General features: G+C 60.9%; 25 protein-coding genes. 10 read left to right on the top strand and 15 right to left on the bottom strand.

Annotated elements, in window-relative coordinates; translation table 11 throughout:
* Window positions 1-5 precede the first annotated feature (5 nt).
* Entirely contained in the window at window positions 6-2,093 is a 2,088-nt protein-coding gene (gene pbpC, locus RTCIAT899_RS01680) for a penicillin-binding protein 1C (protein ID WP_015338487.1), read from the top strand.
* Window positions 2,094-2,187: 94 nt separating this feature from the next.
* Window positions 2,188-2,547, top strand: coding sequence for a nuclear transport factor 2 family protein (locus RTCIAT899_RS01675; RefSeq protein WP_015338486.1), 360 nt, complete (start codon window positions 2,188-2,190; stop codon window positions 2,545-2,547).
* 262 nt (window positions 2,548-2,809) lie between these two features.
* Here the strand turns inward: RTCIAT899_RS01675 and pheT are convergent, their stop codons facing one another.
* The 6 genes from pheT to infC all read right to left on the bottom strand — a co-directional run bounded on the left by pheT (window position 2,810) and on the right by infC (window position 8,164).
* The gene (gene pheT, locus RTCIAT899_RS01670; RefSeq protein WP_015338485.1) at window positions 2,810-5,233 is read right to left on the bottom strand and encodes a phenylalanine--tRNA ligase subunit beta; all 2,424 of its coding nucleotides are present in this window, start codon (window positions 5,231-5,233) and stop codon (window positions 2,810-2,812) included.
* Window positions 5,234-5,249: 16 nt separating this feature from the next.
* Window positions 5,250-6,332: a phenylalanine--tRNA ligase subunit alpha gene (pheS, locus tag RTCIAT899_RS01665; protein ID WP_015338484.1), complete on the bottom strand. Its 1,083-nt coding sequence runs from the start codon at window positions 6,330-6,332 to the stop codon at window positions 5,250-5,252.
* Window positions 6,333-6,370: 38 nt separating this feature from the next.
* Window positions 6,371-6,628: a hypothetical protein gene (locus tag RTCIAT899_RS33660; RefSeq protein ID WP_135488139.1), complete on the bottom strand. Its 258-nt coding sequence runs from the start codon at window positions 6,626-6,628 to the stop codon at window positions 6,371-6,373.
* Window positions 6,629-6,659: 31 nt separating this feature from the next.
* Window positions 6,660-7,064 carry a 50S ribosomal protein L20 gene (rplT, locus tag RTCIAT899_RS01660; protein WP_015338482.1) on the bottom strand — a complete coding sequence of 135 codons (405 nt, stop codon included), beginning with the start codon at window positions 7,062-7,064 and terminating at the stop codon, window positions 6,660-6,662.
* 37 nt (window positions 7,065-7,101) lie between these two features.
* Window positions 7,102-7,305, bottom strand: a complete 204-nt coding sequence (gene rpmI, locus RTCIAT899_RS01655; RefSeq protein WP_012759782.1) for a 50S ribosomal protein L35 — start codon at window positions 7,303-7,305, stop codon at window positions 7,102-7,104.
* A 322-nt stretch (window positions 7,306-7,627) separates the two neighbouring features.
* Window positions 7,628-8,164: a translation initiation factor IF-3 gene (gene infC / locus RTCIAT899_RS01650; protein ID WP_184461881.1), complete on the bottom strand. Its 537-nt coding sequence runs from the start codon at window positions 8,162-8,164 to the stop codon at window positions 7,628-7,630.
* A gap of 277 nt (window positions 8,165-8,441) precedes the next feature.
* Here infC and RTCIAT899_RS01645 point away from each other — a divergent pair, with 277 nt between their 5' ends.
* Window positions 8,442-9,251, top strand: a complete 810-nt coding sequence (locus RTCIAT899_RS01645; protein ID WP_015338479.1) for an alpha/beta hydrolase — start codon at window positions 8,442-8,444, stop codon at window positions 9,249-9,251.
* 235 nt (window positions 9,252-9,486) lie between these two features.
* Complete coding sequence (locus RTCIAT899_RS01640) at window positions 9,487-10,086, top strand: transglutaminase-like cysteine peptidase (RefSeq protein WP_015338478.1); 600 nt, start codon at window positions 9,487-9,489, stop codon at window positions 10,084-10,086.
* A gap of 119 nt (window positions 10,087-10,205) precedes the next feature.
* Here the strand turns inward: RTCIAT899_RS01640 and RTCIAT899_RS01635 are convergent, their stop codons facing one another.
* Together RTCIAT899_RS01635 and mbfA are read right to left on the bottom strand one after the other, a co-directional pair.
* Window positions 10,206-10,394 carry a hypothetical protein gene (locus tag RTCIAT899_RS01635; RefSeq protein WP_015338477.1) on the bottom strand — a complete coding sequence of 63 codons (189 nt, stop codon included), beginning with the start codon at window positions 10,392-10,394 and terminating at the stop codon, window positions 10,206-10,208.
* Between the two features lie 231 nt (window positions 10,395-10,625).
* On the bottom strand, window positions 10,626-11,609 hold the full coding sequence (gene mbfA, locus RTCIAT899_RS01630) for an iron exporter MbfA (protein ID WP_015338476.1): 984 nt from the start codon (window positions 11,607-11,609) through the stop codon (window positions 10,626-10,628).
* A gap of 233 nt (window positions 11,610-11,842) precedes the next feature.
* On the opposite strand from mbfA, the gene RTCIAT899_RS01625 reads away from it, so the two are divergent.
* A complete protein-coding gene (locus RTCIAT899_RS01625) occupies window positions 11,843-12,310 on the top strand; it encodes a group III truncated hemoglobin (RefSeq protein ID WP_015338475.1) in 468 nt (155 codons plus the stop codon).
* A 143-nt stretch (window positions 12,311-12,453) separates the two neighbouring features.
* Here RTCIAT899_RS01625 and RTCIAT899_RS01620 read toward each other — a convergent pair whose 3' ends face one another.
* Both RTCIAT899_RS01620 and RTCIAT899_RS01615 read right to left on the bottom strand, forming a co-directional pair.
* Complete coding sequence (locus RTCIAT899_RS01620; protein ID WP_015338474.1) at window positions 12,454-13,368, bottom strand: EamA family transporter; 915 nt, start codon at window positions 13,366-13,368, stop codon at window positions 12,454-12,456.
* 97 nt (window positions 13,369-13,465) lie between these two features.
* Window positions 13,466-14,491 (bottom strand): histone deacetylase family protein, encoded by a 1,026-nt coding sequence (locus RTCIAT899_RS01615; RefSeq protein WP_015338473.1) that lies wholly within the window; start codon window positions 14,489-14,491, stop codon window positions 13,466-13,468.
* A gap of 148 nt (window positions 14,492-14,639) precedes the next feature.
* On the opposite strand from RTCIAT899_RS01615, the gene RTCIAT899_RS01610 reads away from it, so the two are divergent.
* Complete coding sequence (locus tag RTCIAT899_RS01610; protein WP_041677776.1) at window positions 14,640-15,245, top strand: HAD-IA family hydrolase; 606 nt, start codon at window positions 14,640-14,642, stop codon at window positions 15,243-15,245.
* 2 nt (window positions 15,246-15,247) lie between these two features.
* Here the strand turns inward: RTCIAT899_RS01610 and RTCIAT899_RS01605 are convergent, their stop codons facing one another.
* Both RTCIAT899_RS01605 and RTCIAT899_RS01600 read right to left on the bottom strand, forming a co-directional pair.
* A complete protein-coding gene (locus tag RTCIAT899_RS01605; protein ID WP_015338471.1) occupies window positions 15,248-15,769 on the bottom strand; it encodes a GNAT family N-acetyltransferase in 522 nt (173 codons plus the stop codon).
* 17 nt (window positions 15,770-15,786) lie between these two features.
* Window positions 15,787-16,359: a helix-turn-helix domain-containing protein gene (locus RTCIAT899_RS01600; RefSeq protein ID WP_015338470.1), complete on the bottom strand. Its 573-nt coding sequence runs from the start codon at window positions 16,357-16,359 to the stop codon at window positions 15,787-15,789.
* Window positions 16,360-16,529: 170 nt separating this feature from the next.
* Between RTCIAT899_RS01600 and lepA the strand changes: the two genes are divergently transcribed.
* Both lepA and RTCIAT899_RS31805 read left to right on the top strand, forming a co-directional pair.
* Window positions 16,530-18,362: a translation elongation factor 4 gene (lepA, locus tag RTCIAT899_RS01595; protein WP_015338469.1), complete on the top strand. Its 1,833-nt coding sequence runs from the start codon at window positions 16,530-16,532 to the stop codon at window positions 18,360-18,362.
* On the top strand, window positions 18,359-18,529 hold the full coding sequence (locus RTCIAT899_RS31805) for a type II toxin-antitoxin system CcdA family antitoxin (protein WP_015338468.1): 171 nt from the start codon (window positions 18,359-18,361) through the stop codon (window positions 18,527-18,529). The genes lepA and RTCIAT899_RS31805 overlap by 4 nt, the downstream gene beginning before the upstream one ends.
* A gap of 23 nt (window positions 18,530-18,552) precedes the next feature.
* On the opposite strand, the gene RTCIAT899_RS01590 is transcribed toward RTCIAT899_RS31805, so the two are convergent.
* Window positions 18,553-19,008 (bottom strand): GFA family protein, encoded by a 456-nt coding sequence (locus tag RTCIAT899_RS01590; RefSeq protein ID WP_015338467.1) that lies wholly within the window; start codon window positions 19,006-19,008, stop codon window positions 18,553-18,555.
* 94 nt (window positions 19,009-19,102) lie between these two features.
* Window positions 19,103-19,837 (bottom strand): type 1 glutamine amidotransferase, encoded by a 735-nt coding sequence (locus RTCIAT899_RS01585; protein WP_015338466.1) that lies wholly within the window; start codon window positions 19,835-19,837, stop codon window positions 19,103-19,105.
* Between the two features lie 60 nt (window positions 19,838-19,897).
* On the opposite strand from RTCIAT899_RS01585, the gene RTCIAT899_RS34375 reads away from it, so the two are divergent.
* Together RTCIAT899_RS34375 and RTCIAT899_RS01580 are read left to right on the top strand one after the other, a co-directional pair.
* Window positions 19,898-20,023, top strand: coding sequence for a hypothetical protein (locus RTCIAT899_RS34375; protein WP_280117186.1), 126 nt, complete (start codon window positions 19,898-19,900; stop codon window positions 20,021-20,023).
* Between the two features lie 41 nt (window positions 20,024-20,064).
* On the top strand, window positions 20,065-20,358 hold the full coding sequence (locus tag RTCIAT899_RS01580) for an Rdx family protein (RefSeq protein ID WP_015338465.1): 294 nt from the start codon (window positions 20,065-20,067) through the stop codon (window positions 20,356-20,358).
* A 19-nt stretch (window positions 20,359-20,377) separates the two neighbouring features.
* Here RTCIAT899_RS01580 and RTCIAT899_RS01575 read toward each other — a convergent pair whose 3' ends face one another.
* Complete coding sequence (locus RTCIAT899_RS01575; protein ID WP_015338464.1) at window positions 20,378-20,806, bottom strand: BA14K family protein; 429 nt, start codon at window positions 20,804-20,806, stop codon at window positions 20,378-20,380.
* Between the last annotated feature and the right edge of the window lie 117 nt (window positions 20,807-20,923).

Raw genomic sequence — 20,923 nt, 5'->3', positions numbered from 1 at the left:
CAGCCATGAAGGCGCGGTGGAAAATTGCGATCGGCCTTGGAGCCACCGCCTTGACGGTGGTGGCTCTGGTCTTTGGCCTGGAAGCTGCGGACCGGGCCTATCAGCCGCCACTGGATAATGCTCGTGTGGTCTCGGCCGAAGTGCTCGACGCCAATGGCGATCTTCTGCGCGCCTTCGCCACCCCGGAAGGTCGCTGGCGGCTGAAGACAGGCGTTGCCGATGTCGATCCGCAGTTTCTGCGCATGCTGGTCGCTTATGAGGACCGGCGTTTCTACGATCACCATGGCGTCGATCCCATGGCGATCGGCCGCGCCTTTCTGCAACTCCTAACGCATGGCCGCATCGTCTCGGGCGGCTCGACGCTCTCCATGCAGGTGGCGCGCCTGATCGAGCCGCGCAGCGAGCGCTCAATGACGGCGAAGCTCCTGCAGGTCGTCCGCGCCATCCAGATCGAGCGGCGACTGACGAAGGAACAGATCCTCGATCTCTACCTGACCCATGCCCCCTATGGCGGCAATCTGGAGGGCGTGCGCGCCGCAAGCCTTGCCTATTTCGGCAAGGAGCCGAAGCATCTGACGGTCGCGCAGGCTGGCCTGCTGGTTGCCCTGCCGCAACTGCCGGAAAAACGGCGGCCGGACCGCAATCTCGCCGCCGCCCAGGCCGCCCGCCATCGCGTGCTCGAGCGCGCCGCCGTCGCTACAGTGATCGGCGAAGGTGAAGCGGAACGGGCTTCGCTCTCCCCTATTCCGGCTCAGCGGCGGCAATTGCCGGCCTATGCCGCGCATCTGGCCGAGCTGGCGCTCCGCAAACAACCCGGCGTCATCAAACACAAGACAACGCTGCGGCGCGACGTGCAGCAGGGCTTGGAAGCCGTTGCCGATACGGCGGCAAAGCGGCTTGGACCGAAAGTATCGGTCGCCATGGTCATGGCCGACGCCAAGACCGGCGAGATCATCGGCGAAGTCGGCTCGGCCAATTATTTCGATTCCTCGCGGACCGGCTGGGTCGATATGACGCGCGTGCTGCGCTCGCCCGGCTCGACGCTGAAGCCCTTTATCTACGGCCTTGCCTTCGAGCAGGGCTATGTGGCGCAGGAGACGATCATCGAGGATCGCCCCGCCGATTTTTACGGCTACCGCCCCCGCAATTTCGACATGAGCTATCAGGGCGATGTCAGCGTGCGCCAGGCGCTGCAACTCTCTCTCAATGTGCCGGCCGTGCGGTTGCTCGATGCCGTAGGTCCTACGCGGCTGCTGGTGCGCTTCCGCCGCGCCGAGGTGAAGCCGAAGTTGCCGCCGAACGAGGCACCGGGCCTTGCCATCGGCCTCGGTGGCGTCGGCGTGACGCTGAAGGATCTTGTGCAGCTCTATGCCGGGCTTGCCAATCGCGGCAAGGCCATGCGGATCGGCGATGGTATCCAGGACGAGCCGGGACCGATCGACGGCGAGCCGCTGATGGAGCCGATCGCGGTGTGGAACATCACCGACATTCTCTCCGATATCATTGCACCGCGCGGCAGCAAGCAGCTCGGCATCGCCTACAAGACCGGGACGAGCTATGGCAATCGCGATGCCTGGTCGATCGGCTATGATGGCGCGCATGTGCTCGGCGTCTGGGTCGGCCGTCCGGACAATGGCGCCGTACCGGGGCTAGCGGGCTATGTTTCTGCCGCACCCATCCTGTTCGAAGCCTTCGCGAAATCCGGCGTTGCCATAACCCCCTTCCCTGCGGCTCCGATGGGCGCTGTGCGCATCGCACCAACCGAACTGCCGGTCAGCCAGCGGCGTTTTTCCGTGACCGCCGCCGGGCTGCTGGCTGCCTCCGGCCGCGAACCGGCGCCTCAGATCGTCTATCCGCCGGAAGGTGCACGCGTCGATCTCGGCGCCAGCAGCGGCAACGATCAGATCATGCCGCTGGCGCTGAAACTGCAGGGTGGCAGGGCGCCGTTCCGCTGGCTCGCCAACGGCAAGCCGCTGCCCGACATGTCGCGCCGCCGCACCAACCAATGGACACCCGATGGCGCCGGCTATTCGACGCTGACCGTCATCGATGCCGCCGGACGTGCGGCAAGCGTGCGGGTTTTTGTCGAATAATATAAGTCAAATCATTGCGATCACACCGCCCAGATTTTTGTCAGCTGCCGGCGTCTGTGATATCTTAGGCATAACTCAAACGAGGAATGACGAGATGTCGGAAGAGCAGGCAATCCGTGCGGTTGTTCATCTCTATGTCGATGGCATGGCATTCGCGAACGAGCCGGCGCTGCGCAAGGCTTTCCATCCGCGGGCAGCTATCATCGGCAATTATCAAGGCGCGGTGGAATGGATGACGCGGGATGAATTCATCGCCGCGATCGTCGAGGAAGGCAGTGCCCCGCCCGGAACCATACCGTTGATGGAGATCGAACTGATCGACATCGAAGGCGATGCGGCCAGCGTCAAGGTCGTCGACGAATTCGCCGGGATGCGGTTTTCAGATTATCTATCGCTGGTGAAAATCGATGGGCGCTGGAGTGTGGTGAACAAGGTGTATCATCTGCATCGGTGATTGCCTGCCTTAAGGCATATGCCTTCTATGCCGAGCCTCTGATACCCCCCTCTGTCCCTGTCGGGACATCTCCCCCACAAGGGGGAGATTGTTGGGAGTTTGCAGCACGCTCTTTCAAACCTGAAAGCTTCAGCGTCTGCAGGTTCGATATTTGATTGAGGCGGGAGGATTCCACGAGTTACCAATCTCCCCCCTTGTGGGGGAGATGTCACGAAGTGACAGAGGGGGGTGCCGAGCTCTCCGCGAACTCGGCAGTAGCCGATTACCCTCTCAGCACCCCACCCGTCGACTTCGTCACATTGGCGACGATCTTCTGCGTCAGCGCCTCGAAGTCCTCGTCCGTCAGCGTGCGCTCCGCCGGCTGGATCTGCACTTCGATAGCAATCGACTTCTTGCCTTCGCCGAGCGACGCACCTTCGAAGATGTCGAAGACGTTGACACCGGTGACCAGCTTGCGGTCGGCACCGGTGGCCGCGCGGATGACAGCGCCGGCTTCCACCGACTTGTCAACCACGAAGGCGAAGTCGCGCTTGACCGCCTGGAACGGAGAAAGCTCCAGCGCCGGCTTGGTGCGGGTCGCCTTCTTCTTCGGCTCGGGCATGGCATCTATATAGACTTCGAAGCCGGCAAGAGCGCCCGACACGTCGAGCGCTTCCAGCGTCTTCGGATGGAATTCACCGAAATAGCCGAGCACGACCTTCGGACCCATCTTGATGGTGCCGGAGCGGCCGGGGTGATACCAGGCCGGGCCACCCTGCTCGATCTGGATATTGCCCATCGGCAAGCCGCAGGCCTCGATGACGGCGAGAGCGTCAGCCTTGGCGTCGAAGACATCGACCGGCTTGCCGCCGCCCTTGGTGGCGTTCGACCACATGCGGCCGGCGCCGGCAAGCGATGCCGTGCCGCGGCGGATACCGCCGGCAACGCGTCGCTGGCCCCCTGGCGTGTCGTTCTCATACGTGCCCGAGACTTCGAAGATCGCGACGTCGCCATAGCCCTTGTCGGCATTGCGCTGCGCAGCCGACAGCAGGCCCGGTAGCAGCGAAGGGCGCATGTCGGACATGTCTGCGGCGATCGGGTTGGCAAGCTTCAGCGCGTTGGAGCCGCCGCCGAAGAGCCTGGCCTGATCTTCCGAGATGAAGGACCAGGTGACCGCTTCCAGCATGCCGCGTGAGGCAAGCGCCCGCTTGGCCGTACGAGTGCGGATCTGCAGCGTCGTCAGAATCTTGCCGTTGACGGCGGCATGGCTGCTGAGCGGTTGCGGCTTAATGTTGTCGACGCCGTGGATGCGCATGATCTCTTCGACAAGATCGGCCTTGCCGTCGACATCCGGACGCCAGGAAGGAACGGCGACGGAAATGCGCTCGCCCGAGCCGGAAACCGAGAAGCCGAGCTTCGTCAGGATCGACTCGCTCTCATCGGCCGAGACGTCGAGGCCAGTGAGGCGCTTGACTTCCGACAGCGGGAAATCGACGACCTTCGCCTCATAGCCTTTGTAGCCTTCGACGCGGGCCTTGGCAGCCGTACCGCCACAGCAGGCAAGCACCAGCTCGGTCGTGCGCTCGAGGCCGGGTACCATGTATTCCGGGTCGACGCCGCGTTCGAAACGATAGCGCGCATCGGTAATGATGCCGAGGCTGCGGCCCGTCTTGGCAATGTTCATCGGGTCCCAAAGTGCCGATTCAATCAGCACGTCGGTCGTGTTCTCGTCGCAGCCGGAATGTTCACCGCCCATGATGCCGCCGATCGACTCCACACCATTGTCATCAGCGATGACGACATTGCTGGGGTTGAGCTTGTATTCGCGCTCATCCAGCGCCAGCACGGTTTCGCCGTCCCTGGCGCGGCGGACGACCAGATTGCCCTTGACCTTGGCAGCGTCGAAGACGTGCATCGGGCGGCCCTGATCGAAGGTCATGTAGTTGGTGATATCGACCAGCGCGCTAATCGGACGAAGGCCGATCGCGAGCAGGCGCTGCTGCATCCACTTCGGGCTCGGGCCGTTCTTGACGCCGCGCACGAGGCGAAGCGCAAAGCCCGGGCAAAGGCTGATATCGTCGAGCTCGATCTTGAGTTCGGTCGGCGTTTCACCTTGGACAGGAAACGTTGGCGTGAGGCGGGGCTTCAGCGTGCCGAGGCCGGAGGCGGCGAGATCGCGGGCGATGCCGTAAACGCCGGTGCAATCCGGGCGGTTCGGCGTCAGGTTGATCTCGATGACCGGATCGTCGAGCCCGGCATAGGCGGCGAAGCTCGTGCCGACAGGCGCATCATCAGGCAGATCGATGATGCCGTCATGGCTGTCGGAGATTTCAAGTTCCTTTTCCGAGCACATCATGCCGCGGCTTTCGACACCGCGGATGTTGCCGATGGCAAGCGTCACGTCGATGCCGGGAACATAGGTGCCGGGGGCCGCGAAGGCACCGACGAGGCCGGCGCGCGCATTGGGCGCGCCGCAAACGACCTGAACGGGCGCACCGCTGCCAGTATCGACCATCAGTACCTTCAGGCGATCGGCTTGCGGGTGCTTTTCGGCCGAGAGAACCTTGGCGATGACGAAAGGCTTGAACGCGGCCTTGTCGTCGACCTCTTCCACTTCCAGCCCGATCATCGTCAGGCGGGCACAGATCTCGTCGAGCGAGGCGTCGGTTTCCAGGTGCTCTTTCAGCCAGGAGAGTGTGAATTTCATGTGCTTTATCCCTTCCTTACGCGCTCAGACCGCCGAACAAAGTCGGCATGTCGAGTGGGCGGAAGCCATAGTGGTTCATCCAGCGGACGTCGGCATTGAAGAAGTCGCGCAGGTCGGGCATGCCGTATTTCAGCATGGCAATGCGGTCGAGGCCCATGCCCCAAGCAAAGCCCTGATATTCGTCGGGATCGAGCCCGCCGTAACGCAATACGTTCGGATGCACCATGCCGCAGCCGAGGATTTCCATCCAATCGGTGCCTTCGCCGAACTTGACGATCGGGCCGGAGCGGTCGCACTGAATATCGACCTCGAAGGACGGTTCCGTGAAGGGGAAGAAGGACGGGCGGAAGCGCATCGTCACATTGTCGACCTCGAAGAAGGTCTTGCAGAACTCTTCGAGCACCCAGCGGATATTGGCGACGTTCGCCGTCTTGTCGATGACGAGGCCTTCGACCTGATGGAACATCGGCGAATGCGTGGCATCGCTGTCCTGGCGGTAGGTCTTGCCGGGGATGATGATGCGGATCGGCGGCTTCTGCGCTTCCATGGTGCGGATCTGCACTGGCGAGGTGTGCGTGCGCAGCACCTTGCGCTCACCCTTTTCATCCGGCTGGAAGAAGAAGGTATCGTGCATTTCGCGAGCCGGGTGCCCTTCCGGGAAATTCAGCGCCGTGAAGTTATAATAATCGGTCTCGACATCGGGGCCTTCAGCGATCGAGAAGCCCATGTCGCCGAAGATGGCGGTGATTTCGTCGACGATCTGGCTGATCGGATGGATGCGGCCGCGCTCGGCCGGCGAGGAGCGGACCGGCAGGCTGACATCGACGGTCTCGGCCTTCAGCTTCGCCTCGATCGCCGCGTCGCGCAGCGCGCCCTTGCGTTCATTGATCGCGTCGGTGACGGCGTTCTTCAGCGCGTTGATCGCAGCACCGCGTGTCTGCCGCTCTTCGGGCGACATCGAGCCCAGCGTCTTCAGCAGTTCAGAAACCGAGCCCTTTTTGCCGAGCGCGGCAACCCTGACCGCCTCGATCGCCTGCTCGTCGTTCGCCGCGGCCACCTCGGCCATGAGTTGGGTTTCGAGTGTTACGAGTTCCGTCATCTGATCCTGCCTTGCGGGCGGCGGGCTTGGAACGCCGCTCATTCCGCGGAATAATGGATGAACGCCCACATCAGACTGCTTGTGGCAACGATGAGGCGCTGCAGATCACTACCCATGTGGAAGCGGCCAATCAACCGGGCAAATGACAAAAACACGCCAAGAATACGGTCCTTGGTATTTGTCGCCCGATGCGCGACCCATTTTCGAGCCTCGCCCAACAAGACAGCCTGACACGATGGAAAAGCATATGCTGCAAAACACAAAACCCGCGCCGGTTTCGCCAGCGCGGGTTTCATAATGAATTTACGAAAGACGTGCGAGGCAGCGTTAGTTAACGGCTGCTTCGAACTCGTTCTTCGTGCCGGCTTCCTTGAGGTATTCAAGTGCCTTCTTCGAAGCGGCGACGAGCGCGCCGAAAGCTTCCTGCTCATGGATTGCCATGTCGGAAAGAACCTTGCGGTCAACTTCGATGCCAGCCTTGGTCAGGCCGTCGATGAAGCGGCCATAGGTCAGGCCATGCTCGCGGACGGCAGCGTTGATGCGCTGGATCCAGAGGGCGCGGAAGTTGCGCTTGTTAACCTTGCGGTCGCGATAAGCGTACTGCTTTGCACGATCGACGGCGGCCTTGGCGGTACGGATGGTGTTCTTGCGACGGCCGTAGAAGCCCTTGGCTGCCTTCAGAACCTTCTTGTGCTTGGCGTGGGCGGTAACGCCTCTTTTTACGCGTGCCATTTCATGATCTCCTTAGTCTATAGCGTTACGAATAGTCTTAGAGACCGTTCGGCAAGTAGTTCTTGATAACCTTACGGCCATCCGGTTCTGCGAGAACCATGGTGCCGCGGGCATCGCGAATGAACTTGTTGCTACGCTTGATCATGCCGTGGCGCTTGCCAGCAGCGGCGGCCTTGACCTTGCCGGATGCGGTGATCTTGAACCGCTTCTTGGCAGAGGACTTCGTCTTCATCTTGGGCATTTTGCTACTCCTTCGATGCTTCCTGGCCTGCTTTGCTTAAAAGCCCTTCCCACAGATCCGGAACTGACCGGGCTGCAACAAGGTGCCGGAGCGTTTGTTGTTGAACGGCGGATACGGTGACGAACCGCTCCACCAGCATTCTGAACTGCCACGGCATGCCCTGCCGGTCAGTTCGGACGCGCGCTTATAACCGCACTTGCCTTCAAGTGCAACGGTGCCATTGCGGGAATCTTTGCAGATCGATGACAGGCATGGCCCATGCCGCAGAAAAGGAAAAAGCCGTCCAAGGGACGGCTCCGGCCTCTCTACTACGACTTGCGCCTCACTTGGGCGCAAGCACCATCATCATCTGGCGGCCTTCGAGCTTGGGCTCGGCCTCCACCTTGGCGATCTCGAGCGTATCTTCCTTGACCTGCTGAAGAAGCTTCATACCGAGTTCCTGGTGGGCCATTTCGCGGCCACGGAACTTCAAGGTCACCTTCACCTTGTCGCCTTCCTCAAAGAAACGGCCGATCGCCTTCATCTTCACCTCATAATCATGGGTGTCGATGTTGGGACGCATCTTGATTTCTTTGACTTCGACGATCTTCTGCTTCTTGCGCGCTTCGGCGGCCTTCTTCTGGTTGGCATATTTCAGCTTGCCCAGGTCGAGGATTTTGCACACAGGCGCTTCGGCATTGGGGGAAATTTCCACCAGATCGAGACCGGCCTCCTCTGCCATTCTCAATGCTTGGTCGATCGGCACAACGCCCAAATTCTGGCCGTCAGCTGTAATGAGCTGAACTTTGGGAACGCGAATTTCCCTGTTGGAACGTGGCCCGTCCTTTACGGGCGCATCGGTTTTAAAGGGTCTGCGAATGGTCGTATTCTCCACGAATTGTTTCGGATAGCTGCAGCCTCTCGCTCCCCATCGGCGCAACTGACGGAAATGTCGTAAAAGCTGTGTTGAAGTCAATAGCATGACAGCAGGAAAAAAGCACCTCCCGCATGTCGATAGAGTGTCGCGGAAGCGCGAGATGCGCGAAGGACACAGTATCCTACGCATTTATATAGAGAGCCCAGCCAAAAGATCGAGGATTTTTCAGGTCACGCGAGCGCGAATCTGTTTTATAGGGCAGAAAATCCGGGAGCTTTCCATGTCCGAGACTGCAACCATCCGACCGATCTTTCTTCCCGTTGGCACGGGCGACGGCGAGCGCCAGATCGCCGTCATTCAGCGCGCAGCCGGTAAGGGCGACAGGAATGTCAGCTTCGTCTGGTTGTCCGGCTATCGATCCGATATGAGCGGAACCAAGGCACTGGAACTGGATGCGCTGGCCGCGCGGCTCGGTATCGGCTGCATCCGCTTCGACTATTCCGGTCACGGCCAATCCGGCGGCAAGTTCACCAACGGCACGATTTCGCGCTGGCTGGAAGAGACACTTGCCGTCATCGACCATACCAAGCCAAAGAAGATCGTTCTCGTCGGCTCCTCGATGGGCGGCTGGATCGCGCTCAGGGCCATCCAGGAACTGCGCAAGCGCAAGAAGGCACCCACTATTGCAGGCCTCGTGCTGATCGCGCCCGCGCCCGATTTCACCATCGACCTCATCGAACCCAATCTTTCCGATGTCGAGCGGCGCTCGCTGGCGGAGCGCGGCTATTTTGACGAGCCTTCGGAATACAGTCCCGAGCCGAATATCTTCACCCGCGCGCTCATCGAGGACGGCCGGGCCAATCGCGTGCTCACCGGCATCATCGAGACCGGCTGCCCCGTGCATATATTGCAGGGCATGGAGGATGCCGACGTGCCTTTTTCGCATTCGTTAAAGCTGGTCGAGCATCTGCCGGCCGACGATGTGGTGTTAACACTTGTGCGCGATGGCGATCACCGCCTGTCGCGGCCCCAGGATCTGGAGCGCATGCTCGCTGTGGCCGAGACATTGGCGCTGCATAATACGCCGTAAAAACAAGCAGATACCTGCAGGCCTCTTAGTGCGCGGCCTCCTTTGGCCGCCGCCGCATGCGCGCACCTGCATAATCGCAGGCAGCAGAGAATTATGGCAGCTATTCCCTTGATTGTGCCGAAATTAACCATATGAGCCGGTTCCCGCGTTAACACTTAAGTAACGATTGACTTCGCGCGCCCCCCTACATTAACAATTTGTTAACAAATGCAGGGACGATACAAGGATAGTGGGCGTGCGTATAAAGGGCTTGTTGATTGCCTTCGCTGCTATAGTTGCGATGTCGTCGGCGGCGATGCCAGCACCTCAGCAGGGCGCTTCGATGACCGTCGGCAACGTGACCTCCCAGCCGATCGGGCATTACGACTTTTGTCAGAGACATACCGACGAGTGCGGCCCGACCCGCAATATCGGCCCTGTCGACATGAACGCCGCCGCCTGGGCGCTGGTCAATCAGGTCAACCTGCGCGTCAACAAGACCATCCATCCGGCGACGGACATGGAAGTCTACGGGCAGGAAGAATATTGGGAATATCCGAAAACCGCCGGTGACTGCGAGGATTTTGCCCTTCTGAAGCGCAGGATGCTGATGCAGAGTGGCATTTCCGCATCCAATCTGCTGATGACGGTCGTACGCAAGCCGGATGGCGAGGGACATGCGGTGCTCACGCTGCGCACCAAGCAGGGCGATTTCATCCTCGACAATCTCGAAGACGAGATCAAAGTCTGGAACCAGACCCCCTATTCGTACCTGAAGCGCCAAGCGAGCTTCAATGCCGGCCGCTGGGTCACCATCGAGAACGGCAACGACGTCCTCGTCGGCGCCGTCAAGTAAGAAAGCCAAACTGTTAAACGCAGATAGGCCGGCCCCTCGGACCGGCCTTTCGTTTTTTCATCATGTATGAAAACGCGCCTTACTTTCGTGCAAGGGCGAATTGGTCATCCCCACGAACGTCAGCTGTCTTTATGGCTCTGCTGGCCTGCCTTGACGTGTTGCTCGTGGGTACCGCCGCGCGAGCCGCCAGAGTGCTGCTCGCGGGAGCCGCTGGACGAAGCATTCCTGGTATTGTCGTTGTCCATGTTCTTGTGGCTCTGTTGGCCAGCCTTCACATGCTGCTCGTGGGTTCCACCTTGGTTTGCCATTGGATCATCTCCTTTGGTTTGCATACGAGGCCAAGAGCGGCCTCATATTGCTAACCGATGGCAGTGGAAGGCGTTCCGACTTTTAACATTTCGTGATCTGAGAATGTCCTCGCCCTTCCGAGAGCGACAAAACATTGTCCACCCCTTACCGCCGGCCCTTCGCTTGGGCTTAGGGCGTTCGACGCTCGAAACGATTCACCGGATCGTTTCGTCGGCTATGCCGAACGCGTCTCACCCATTTCCGATCAGAATGCCGGCACCCAGCACAAGCGAGCCGCCGAGAACAACCTGGAAGGCAGCCCGCAGAAACGGCGTTTCCATATACTTGTTCTGAATGAAGGCGATGGCCCAGAGTTCGAAGAAAACAACCACGGCCGCGGTGATCGTCGCGGTCCAGAAATGCGGAATGAGATAGGGCAAGGCGTGCCCGAGGCCGCCAAGCGCTGTCATGATGCCGCAGGCAAGGCCGCGCTTGATCGGCGAACCGCGGCCGGAGATCTTGCCGTCGTCATGGGCCGCCTCGGTGAAACCCATCGAAATGCCGGCGCCAACCGACGCCGACAGGCCGACAAGAAAGGTCTGCCATGTCTGCTGCGTGGCAAAGGCGGCCGCAAAGATTGGTGCGAGCGTCGAGACGGAACCGTCCATCAGCCCGGCGAGACCCGGCTGCACGTAGGTCAGCACGAACTGCCGGCGTGCCTGTGCATCCTCCTCGTGCTTGACCTCTTCCGGCGTATGCTTCTCGCCCAGCATGCGGGCGACGTCTTCGTGGCCCTGCTCGGCAAGCGCGAGATCGCCGAGAAGCTGGCGCGTCGAGGCGTCGGAGACCTGCTTGGCCGCCTCGACATAGAAATTATAGGCCTGCTGCTCCATCGCCTCGGCCTCGTTGCGCATGGCATCGAGCGAGAGGTTCTTGCGCAGCCAATCCGGCTTGCGCTCGTAAAAGCCATGCACATGCTCGCGCCGGATCAGCGGGATACGCTCGCCGAAGCGGCGGCGATGCATATCGATCAGCGTCTTGCGATGGCTGTCCTCGACCTCGGCCATATCCTCGAAAACCTTGGCGGACTCGGGATAGTGCGGACGGAGCGTATCGGCATAGGCAAGATAGATGCGGGAATCATCCTCTTCCGCCGCAATGGCGATCGCGAGGATCTCCTGTTCGGAAAGCGAGGTGAAAGGACGTTTGGACGGGCGGAATAGACCTAGCAGCATCGGGGCAAGCCTCATAACTTTAGAATTATTCTAAATCTAAAGTCAGGGATTGCGCTGGTCAAGCGCAGATGTGTCGTCGTCTGGGCTGCGCCGAAGAATTCACGGTTTATCGCGAGATGGTTTGACAGATTGCCGCAACATTCCGATGACGCTTGGCCAAGCCGGCAAATTGCTTACATAGATGGAAACGGATGCGACTTGCGGCGACGCCTAGCCCGAGCCAGGAGGCTATTATGGAACAAGAACTACAGGCCCGCGCAGCTCATCTCGCCGGCATTCGCGAGAAAGCCGAGGCGGAAATGGCGCGCATGGGCATCGATGCTGCCTTCATCGGCAGGCTGGTCGATACATTTTATGGGCGCATTCAGGCGCATCCCCGGCTCGGGCCGGTCTTCGACGAACGCCTTGCCGGACGCTGGCCGGATCACATGGAGAAGATGAAACGCTTCTGGTCCTCCGTCGCCTTCAAGAATGGCGCCTATGGCGGCAAACCGGTGCAGGCGCATCTCGGCGTTAGGGGAATGAGCGCCGATCTCTTTCCTGAGTGGCTGGCGCTTTTCTCCGAAACGCTTGCCGATATCGCCCCTTCGGCGGAGGCCAAAACCTGGTTCATGGCGACAGCCGAACGCATCGCCAAGAGCCTGACGCTCTCGCTCTTCTATAATCCTGCGCTGGACGATCCGACGCGAAAGACGATCTGAGCTCTATCGCTGACGTGCAGAACTTGACGAGGGCAGCGACCGCAACGTTGCTCCGATAGAGATCGTCATCCGATCAACGGAAGCTGTACCAGCGTCGTGCTCTCCGTGGAGCATTTGCCAAGTAGAACGGGATGCGCCCGGCCTTAGCCTTTCGCCGCGAAAATCGTCGCTCCGACACTGGCTGCAACAACAAGCGCCGTGCCGAACATCTGTGACGGTGTCATCGGTTGTGACAGAATGAGAAAACCGGCAACGGCGCCCATGGCGGGCTCCAGGCTCATGAGGATGCCGAAGGAAGATGTAGGCATGCGCTTGAGCGCTACCATTTCCAGCACATAGGGAAGGAGCGGCACGAGCAACGCCAGGCCGGCTATTTCAAGAAGACCGAAGGCCGTCAGATTGGGGACCGCAGAGGCATAGCCGAAGGGTGTCGAGACGACTGCGGCGACCAGGAGCGACATGGAAAGGCCCTCGAGGCCCTGAAAGGCATTACCGACCTTCTTCGTCAAAAGAATATAGCAGGCCCATCCCACTCCGGCGCCGATGGCAAAGAGGATGCCGGGAAGATTGCCGACCCACTCTTCGCCATCATAGGCCAGTAGCAGAACGCCGATTGCCGCAAGGATCGGCCAGAGAAGCTGGCGGCTGAGCCCGAAGCTGAGGGTCGCGACCAGCAACGGCCCGAGAAATTCGATAGCGACGGCAAGGCCCAAGGGAATGCGCGCAATTGCCGAAAAGAAGGAGGTCGTCATCAACGCCGATACGGTGCCGAGCGCCAGCACGCCGAGCCATTGCGAGCGGCTGTAGCTCATGATCTTGGGCCGGACGATGATTGCCAGCGCGATGGAGGCGAAGACGAGCCGCAGCCAGGTCGCGCCCGCCGGCCCGTAGGCATTGATGATCGGGGAGGACAGTGCCGAGCCGAACTGGATTGACGACATGGACATGACGCACATCAGCACGCCGGCGGCAATGCCACCGGTCGATGGCGCAACGTCCGGATGCGGCATCAAGGCCGCGCCGCCATCCGTGCCACTCTCGACAAGCTTCTGTTCCATAACCTCTCCCATCCGGCGAGGCTTTTAGAAGCTTAGACTTATGCTGACAAATTCAAACTTTTCATCCTGCAATCAGGCAGTTTGATGCAAGCATCTCTCAAGCCTCGAGACCCTTCAGCACATTTGCAACGTTGAGGCCGATTTCGGGCACGCCATAACCGCCCTCCATGCAGACGAGGACGGGCAGCCCGGCGGCCGCGATGCGCTCACCCATGCGGACGAAATCCTGCGAGGTCAGCTTGAAGAAGGAAATCGGATCGCGCTCGAACGTATCGACGCCGAGCGAGAGCACGATCGCCTCCGCGCCGAATAGCTTGATGCGGGCAAGCGCATCATCGAGTGCCGCCGACCAGACTTCCCATGGCGTGCCGCGCGGCATGGGGTAATTGCGGTTGGCGCCCAACCCATTGCCCTCACCCTTCTCGTCAGCATGGCCGAGGAAATAGGGAAAGGCATGGATGGGATCGCCATGGAGCGACGCCGTGAAAACATCGCCACGCCGGTAGAATATGTCCTGCGTGCCGTTGCCGTGATGGAAATCGACATCGAGCACTGCAACCTTGGCCGCGCCATGATCACGCAGGCGCTGAGCGGCGACGCCGGCATTGTTGATGAAGCAATAGCCGCCAAAGAGGTCGATGCCGGCGTGATGTCCGGGCGGGCGGCAGAGCGCGAAGGCGAAGCGGTTGCCGGCGTGAAGCCAGTCGGCACCGGTCAGGGCACAACGCATCGATGCGATCGCCGCCTCATAGGAACCTTTGGTGATCGAGGTATCGGCAGCATTGGCATAGTGGCCGATCATTCCGACGATATTGTCAGGCACGCGCTGGCTGGTGCGCCTGACGGGAAAGGAGTTGGCGATCGCTTCGCCCTTGTAGCCGGCGGCAACCCAGCGCTCCCAGACCACGCCGAGAAAATCGAGATAAGCGGGATCATGGACCTTGCGCGCCGTTTCCAGCCCATGGGCTTCAGGCGCGACGACATCGTTAAAGCCGGCTTCTTTTACGGCGGCGAGGATCCATTCGGCGCGGAAGGGTGCTTCGAAGGGCGTGACGAGCTGGCCATCATGCAGCTCGGTCTTGGCATCCCTCAGCTTGTGATCCTCCGAATAAATGACGCGCATCGTCCCTCCTCCATCGCCGGCATTGTTCTGCTGATGACACGAAGGCTTACATGCATCGCGCCGCGGAAAAAAGAGCAGGATATGGCCTTGAATGCTGCTGCAAACAACTGCACCTTCCGCCGACGTTCGAGGAATTGGCGGCGGCGGCATGAAACTCCTGATGGTCGATGTCGACGGCGTGCTGGTGCATGGCCGCCCGGGTGACGGACTGCCGTTGTTCACCTATCTGGAACGCGATCTGGGCTTGCGGCTCGAGGCGCTGCAAGAGGCATTCTTCAAAACCTGTTGGCCTGACATCGTCACTGGCCGCGACGGGCTTGAGCCGAGGCTTGCGGAGGTTCTCGGGAAGATTGCGCCCCACGTTAGCGCCCGAACCCTAATCGACTACTGGTTCGAGAATGACTCCCGCCTGGACCACGGCCTGCTCGAGGACCTCGCCGCACTGAGGGCCGGCGGAACGAGGATGTTCCTCGCTACCAATCAGGAGCATATGCGCGCCGCCTATCTGATGGAGAATCTCAGGCTTTCCGACTATTTCGACGGCATTTTCTATTCCGCGATGCTGGGTTACCAGAAGCCGGCGCCGGAGTTCTTCCGGCTGGCGACCGAGCGCGTCGGCATCGCGCCCGGCGACATCGCCTTCATCGACGATTATCCCGCTAATATCGAAGCCGCCCGGCAATTCGGCTGGAAAGCAATGCATTGGGCGCCAGGCTCGAAGCTGGAAGATGCGCTCGCGGCCTTTTCGCGCTGAAATCACAGGGAAATCCGCTTGTAGAAGATGGTCGTGTCGCAGAACCCGCCCTGCGGCCACAAGGCGTAATCGGGGATGACGCCGACGCGCTCCCAGCCGAGGCGGGGGTAGATGGCTTCGGCGTCGCTGCCCGTCGCCGTGTCGAGCACCAGCAAGGTCTTGCCGATACGCGCGGCTTCGCGCTCAGCGGCTTCCATCAACAGCCGAGCAAGCCCCTTGCCTCGCGCAGAGCGGTGCACCAGCAGTTTTTTGAGATCGCCACGATGCGGCTGGTTCGGCATCTGTGCAGCGCCCACCTGCACCGTTCCGACCACCCTGCTCTCAATTGCGACGGCGAAAAGCAGTGTCGCGCCACTTTCGACGCTATCGGCCACGCCCTGCCAGTACGGCAATGCGTCGGCTGCCCCATAAGGCTGCATGAAGCCGACGGAAGCGCCGCCGTTGACGCAATCGGCGAGCACATCGCAAAGATCCGGCAGAGCAGCACGAGCCTCGGCGGCGGAGAGAAGACGAATATCAGGCATGAAGAGATCCTTGGGTGTTATAAACGGCCGCGATCGAGGATGACGCTGTAGCGCGCCGGCACCTCGCCGGGATTGTGGAAGGCGTGGCCGTCGCCGACGCCCATGAAGAGACAATCGCCGGGCATGAGATGATGGGCGACATCGCGATGCGTCACCTCCATCTCGCCCTCGAACAGCCAGACATGTTGGGTCATCTCGGCGCTTGCGGCATTCGGCGGGAAGATGACGGACGCGCCGGCGGGGAAGATGACCTCGACAACATCGACCTTCGAACCCGTTGCCGGCGGCGAGACGGCGCGTCTGACATAGCCGGTTCCGGGGTCGCGCCAGATCGCCTGCTGCGCATGGCGGGAAAGCGGCGACACCTCCTCGTCTTCCTCGGCAAAGAAGGCCGAGAGCGAAAGGCCAAGCGCTGCGCAAAGCCGCGACAGCAGCGAGGCCGTCGGGCTCGCCTCCGCCCGCTCGATGCGCGAGATCATGGCGCGGCTGACGGCCGAGGCATTGGCGAGCTCCTCCAGCGTCAGGCCACGGGCGATGCGCAGCTCCTTGATGCGCGCGCCAATCGCCATTTCCAGATCATCAACCGCCATTCTCTGTGTCTCTCACTCGAAATTCCACTATATGAGAAATACACGATCTCATAATGGAATCAAGAGCGCTTCTACACGTGTCGGCGGCGGGGCGGAAAAGGCTAATATAACGTGAAGATAGCCGCCAAAACCCCGCTTTTCCGCTTTGCGGCGCGGGGCGGCGCTGCTATATGGCGCGCATGAGCACCAATTCCACCACTCCGCTTTCGCATATCCGCAACTTCTCGATCGTGGCCCATATCGACCACGGCAAATCGACGCTGGCCGATCGCCTGATCCAGACGACGGGCGGCCTTGCCGAACGCGAGATGTCGGAGCAGGTACTGGACAATATGGAGATCGAGCGCGAGCGCGGCATCACCATCAAGGCCCAGACGGTGCGCCTGCACTACAAGGCCAACAATGGCGAAACCTATATCCTCAATCTGATCGACACGCCCGGACATGTCGACTTCGCCTATGAAGTCTCGCGCTCGCTGTCGGCCTGCGAGGGCTCGCTGCTTGTCGTCGATGCCTCTCAGGGTGTGGAAGCGCAGACGCTCGCCAACGTCTATCAGGCGATCGACAACAATCACGAGCTCGTCACCGTCCTCAACAAGATCGACCTTCCGGCCGCCGAACCCGACCGCATCAAGGATCAGATCGAGGAAGTGATCGGCATCGACGCATCGGACGCCGTGCTGATTTCGGCAAAGACCGGCCTCGGCATTCCCGACGTGCTGGAAGCCATCGTCAACAAGCTGCCGGCGCCGAAGAGCGCGGGCGGCGAAAAGGCGCCGCTGAAGGCGCTGCTGGTCGACAGCTGGTACGACACCTATCTCGGCGTCATGGTTCTCGTGCGCATCATCGACGGCACGCTGACCAAGGGCCAGACCATCCGCATGATGGGCACGGACGCCAAGTACCAGATCGAGCGCGTCGGCGTCCTCACGCCGAAGATGGTCGCCGTCGACAGCCTCGGCCCCGGCGAGATCGGCTTCATTACCGCCTCGATCAAGGAAGTGGCCGATACGCGCGTCGGCGATACCATCACCGAGGACAAGCGTCCGACTGCCGAGGCCCTCCCCGGGTTCAAGCCGGCCCAGCCGGTCGTGTTCTGCGGCCTCTTCCCTGTCGATGCCGCCGATTTCGAAGACCTGCGCTCGGCCATGGGCAAGCTGCGCCTCAACGACGCCAGCTTCTCCTTCGAGATGGAATCGTCCGCCGCCCTCGGCTTCGGTTTCCGCTGCGGCTTCCTCGGCCTGCTGCATCTGGAAATCATCCAGGAGCGCCTGGAGCGCGAATTCAACCTCGACCTGATCGCGACGGCACCTTCCGTCGTCTATCAGCTCACCATGACCGACGGCACCGAGATCGAGCTGCACAATCCGGCCGACATGCCCGACGTGGTCAAGATTTCGGAATTCCGCGAGCCATGGATCAAGGCGACGATCCTGACGCCGGACGATTATCTCGGCTCGATCCTGAAGCTCTGCCAGGACCGCCGTGGCATCCAGACCGAGCTGACCTATGTCGGCAACCGCGCCATGATCACCTACGACCTGCCGCTCAACGAAGTCGTCTTCGACTTCTACGACCGCCTGAAGTCGATTTCGAAGGGCTATGCCTCCTTCGACTACAGCCTGACCGACTATCGCGAAAGCGATCTCGTCAAGATGTCGATCCTCGTCAATGCCGAGCCGGTGGACGCGCTCTCCATGCTCGTGCATCGCTCCGCTGCCGAAAAGCGCGGCCGCGTCATGTGCGAGAAGCTGAAGGACCTGATCCCGCAGCACATGTTCCAGATCCCGATCCAGGCCGCCATCGGCGGGCGCATCATCGCTCGCGAGACGGTGAAGGCGCTGCGCAAGGACGTGACCGCCAAGTGCTACGGCGGCGACGCCACCCGCAAGCGCAAGCTGCTCGACAAGCAGAAGGAAGGCAAGAAGCGCATGCGGCAGTTCGGCAAGGTCGAAATCCCGCAGGAAGCGTTCATTGCCGCGCTGAAGATGGGGGACGAGTGAGCGACTCGAAGAGCAGTACCTCACCTCCCATTGAAGATAAGGCCGCTCGCGTCAGCAAGATTGAGCGCGAGCGTCTCTGGTTAAGTGAAAATGCAGAGGCGATTGCAAAGGTAAATGCCTATGTCGAAAGACATGGTCTGCCGTTTGCGCAATACCGTCAGTTCTGACAGCGGGCTTAACCACCTCAGCCTTAACCCTCCGCCATATATTCCTTCGTCAGCCCTTCATACTCCTCCATCGCCGGCAGTGCGGCGTAGCTGTGCTTGGCCGGGGTCGTCACCCAGGGCAGCTTTTCGCTCGTCCAGGTCTCGATGAAGGGCGTGAACCAGCCGACGTCATCGAGCATGGTGGCGCGGACATTGACGAACCAGTCGACGCCCTCCAGCTTCGTGAATAGCCAGCTCATGCAATGCGGGCAGAAATAGTGATGGATGGCATCGCCGTGCAGGCCGCCGATGACAGGTTCGCCTTCCGTCACCTCGAAGCCATCCGAGGGGATGGCAGCGCTCAGCGAATAGGGGCCGGCGGTCATGCGCTGGCAGCCTGTGCAGTGGCAGGCCATGGTCAACAGCGGCTTGGCGTTGATCTTCAGCCGCACCTGCCCGCAACGGCAACCGCCTGCGCAGGGTAGTTCCAGTGCGCTCATGATGTCATTTCCTCCCATTCCATGATTTTTGATGCACCTCACACGCTATCAGATGCAAGTGCCCGGCCTGATAACTTGCTGCTTCTTACAATCCTCAAGCCTCCGCGGCCTGCGGAAGCCCTGCCTGCACTCTGATCGTCCGCACCCAGGCCCTTGCGATGGCAAGACCCGCCGCCTCGGCCGCAGCCGCGTGCGCGGCAACAAGTTCCGGATAGCGCTCGAGCCAGCCCGGCTCCTTGCGCTCGATGGTTTCCCTGAATTCGCCGCGCCAGCGCTCCACCACAGCGGTATTGGCTTCGAAGTGGAACTGCGTGCCATAGGTGGCACGGCCGATGCGGAAAGCCTGGTTCGGCGTGACACCGTTGGCGGCAAGGCGCGTGGCTCCATCGGGCAAGGTAAAGGTGTCCCCATGCCATTCGAAGATGGTGAATTCGTCGCCGACATCGGCCAGCAGCGGGTCCGCCTTACCCTCCTCAGTCAGGCAGACCGTCTTCCAGCCGAACTCATGGGCGGTGCCGAGAAGATTTTCCGCCTCATAGGCACGCGCCAGGATCTGGCTGCCGAGGCAGATGCCGAGCACGGCCTTATCCTCACCCTCGAAATGGCGCATCAGGCGCGCCAGCTCCGGCAGATAAGGATGGGTGTCGTCATCGCGGGCGCTCTGTTCGCCACCGAGCACGGCCAGCGCGTCATAGGACGACGTGTCCTTCGGCAAAGCCTCGCCGCTCCAGGGGCGGAACCAATCGATCTCGGCTCCGGCCTCCTCCAGCGCAATGCCGAGAGCTCCGAGCGGGGTGTTCTTCATATTCTCGATGATGGCGACGCGCATACCGTTGATTCCCGAGCAATGTTGCCGCCGAAGATGAGCATGAGGCAGCGGGAGAGGCAAGTGGCCAGAGCGCTTCAGCACTCGACGGAAATGCCGAACGACTCCGGCCGTCTGATCGTGGCGCAATTCCGAACGGAAAACCGCCTGGCACTTTTCCTGGAATTGCTTTGGCTTGCAGTAGACTAAAGTTGAGCCTAGATCTCAGCAAACAACGAAGGATCAGGACGATGAGCGACAAGCCGCGGATCACCATTCTCTATTGCACCCAATGCAACTGGCTGCTGCGCTCGGGCTGGATGGCGCAGGAGCTGCTGCAGACCTTTACCGACAGTCTTGGCGAAGTGGCGCTGATCCCCGGCACCGGCGGCGTCTTCGAAATCCGCATCGACGGCGAGCTCTTGTGGGAGCGCAAGCGGGATGGCGGCTTCCCCGGACCGAAGGAACTCAAGCAACGGGTACGGGATATCATCGACCCCGAGCGCGATCTCGGCCATACCGATCGCGGATCGCTGGAAAGCTAAGTCTCCTGCTGCTCAGGTATCAGTCGAAGGGCGAACGGCAGGGCTTGGTTCCGTTATTGATCGTCGTATAGCTGTTTGTGCCGGGATTATAGGTGCGATAGCGCTCGGCGCACCAGGTTTGATGCTGTCTCAGTTTCTGGGCGGGTGAAGGATAGAGAGCCCTCGGCGGCGGTGCATAGGTTTCGCGCGGGGGCATATGAACGCGCGGGCTGTCATAGCGATTGAGACCTCCGGCATAGGGCGGCGTGATCGGAAGCGGCTGGCCAGGGCGGGTGTAGAACTGCCGCTGTCCGAAACCAAAGCAGCCGCGGGAATCGCAGATGACGGTATTGGTGCGCGGCGGAGTGATGAGCTTCCGAGCGTCCGAGGCGGCGGCAGCGAAATCCGCCTGCGACAGTGAGGCAAGCGCGAGGACGCAGCCAAGCGCAATCCTTTGAAAAATAGCCATGACAAGTTCCTGTTTCGGACGCCATGAACCGATGGGCAGCCGCGGCGTCTCCACCTTACTTGGGGTCTGAGAGTGGCAAAACCAGTGCTGCCGCAACCGGAAACCTATCGACCCACG

It is taken from the genome of Rhizobium tropici CIAT 899 (assembly GCF_000330885.1).
In the GTDB taxonomy this organism is placed as follows: Bacteria; Pseudomonadota; Alphaproteobacteria; order Rhizobiales; family Rhizobiaceae; genus Rhizobium; species Rhizobium tropici.
This window is presented reverse-complemented; position numbering and strand designations above follow the sequence as displayed.

Coding starts and splice junctions, on each gene's coding strand:
- pbpC (WP_015338487.1), top strand. CDS start 6: ATGAAGGCGCGGTGGAAAATTGCGATCGGCCTTGGAGCCACCGCCTTG.
- RTCIAT899_RS01675 (WP_015338486.1), top strand. CDS start 2,188: ATGTCGGAAGAGCAGGCAATCCGTGCGGTTGTTCATCTCTATGTCGAT.
- pheT (WP_015338485.1), bottom strand. CDS start 5,233: ATGAAATTCACACTCTCCTGGCTGAAAGAGCACCTGGAAACCGACGCC.
- pheS (WP_015338484.1), bottom strand. CDS start 6,332: ATGACGGAACTCGTAACACTCGAAACCCAACTCATGGCCGAGGTGGCC.
- RTCIAT899_RS33660 (WP_135488139.1), bottom strand. CDS start 6,628: ATGAAACCCGCGCTGGCGAAACCGGCGCGGGTTTTGTGTTTTGCAGCA.
- rplT (WP_015338482.1), bottom strand. CDS start 7,064: ATGGCACGCGTAAAAAGAGGCGTTACCGCCCACGCCAAGCACAAGAAG.
- rpmI (WP_012759782.1), bottom strand. CDS start 7,305: ATGCCCAAGATGAAGACGAAGTCCTCTGCCAAGAAGCGGTTCAAGATC.
- RTCIAT899_RS01645 (WP_015338479.1), top strand. CDS start 8,442: ATGTCCGAGACTGCAACCATCCGACCGATCTTTCTTCCCGTTGGCACG.
- RTCIAT899_RS01635 (WP_015338477.1), bottom strand. CDS start 10,394: ATGGCAAACCAAGGTGGAACCCACGAGCAGCATGTGAAGGCTGGCCAA.
- mbfA (WP_015338476.1), bottom strand. CDS start 11,609: ATGCTGCTAGGTCTATTCCGCCCGTCCAAACGTCCTTTCACCTCGCTT.
- RTCIAT899_RS01625 (WP_015338475.1), top strand. CDS start 11,843: ATGGAACAAGAACTACAGGCCCGCGCAGCTCATCTCGCCGGCATTCGC.
- RTCIAT899_RS01620 (WP_015338474.1), bottom strand. CDS start 13,368: ATGGAACAGAAGCTTGTCGAGAGTGGCACGGATGGCGGCGCGGCCTTG.
- RTCIAT899_RS01615 (WP_015338473.1), bottom strand. CDS start 14,491: ATGCGCGTCATTTATTCGGAGGATCACAAGCTGAGGGATGCCAAGACC.
- RTCIAT899_RS01610 (WP_041677776.1), top strand. CDS start 14,640: ATGAAACTCCTGATGGTCGATGTCGACGGCGTGCTGGTGCATGGCCGC.
- RTCIAT899_RS01605 (WP_015338471.1), bottom strand. CDS start 15,769: ATGCCTGATATTCGTCTTCTCTCCGCCGCCGAGGCTCGTGCTGCTCTG.
- RTCIAT899_RS01600 (WP_015338470.1), bottom strand. CDS start 16,359: ATGGCGGTTGATGATCTGGAAATGGCGATTGGCGCGCGCATCAAGGAG.
- lepA (WP_015338469.1), top strand. CDS start 16,530: ATGGCGCGCATGAGCACCAATTCCACCACTCCGCTTTCGCATATCCGC.
- RTCIAT899_RS01590 (WP_015338467.1), bottom strand. CDS start 19,008: ATGAGCGCACTGGAACTACCCTGCGCAGGCGGTTGCCGTTGCGGGCAG.
- RTCIAT899_RS01585 (WP_015338466.1), bottom strand. CDS start 19,837: ATGCGCGTCGCCATCATCGAGAATATGAAGAACACCCCGCTCGGAGCT.
- RTCIAT899_RS01580 (WP_015338465.1), top strand. CDS start 20,065: ATGAGCGACAAGCCGCGGATCACCATTCTCTATTGCACCCAATGCAAC.
- RTCIAT899_RS01575 (WP_015338464.1), bottom strand. CDS start 20,806: ATGGCTATTTTTCAAAGGATTGCGCTTGGCTGCGTCCTCGCGCTTGCC.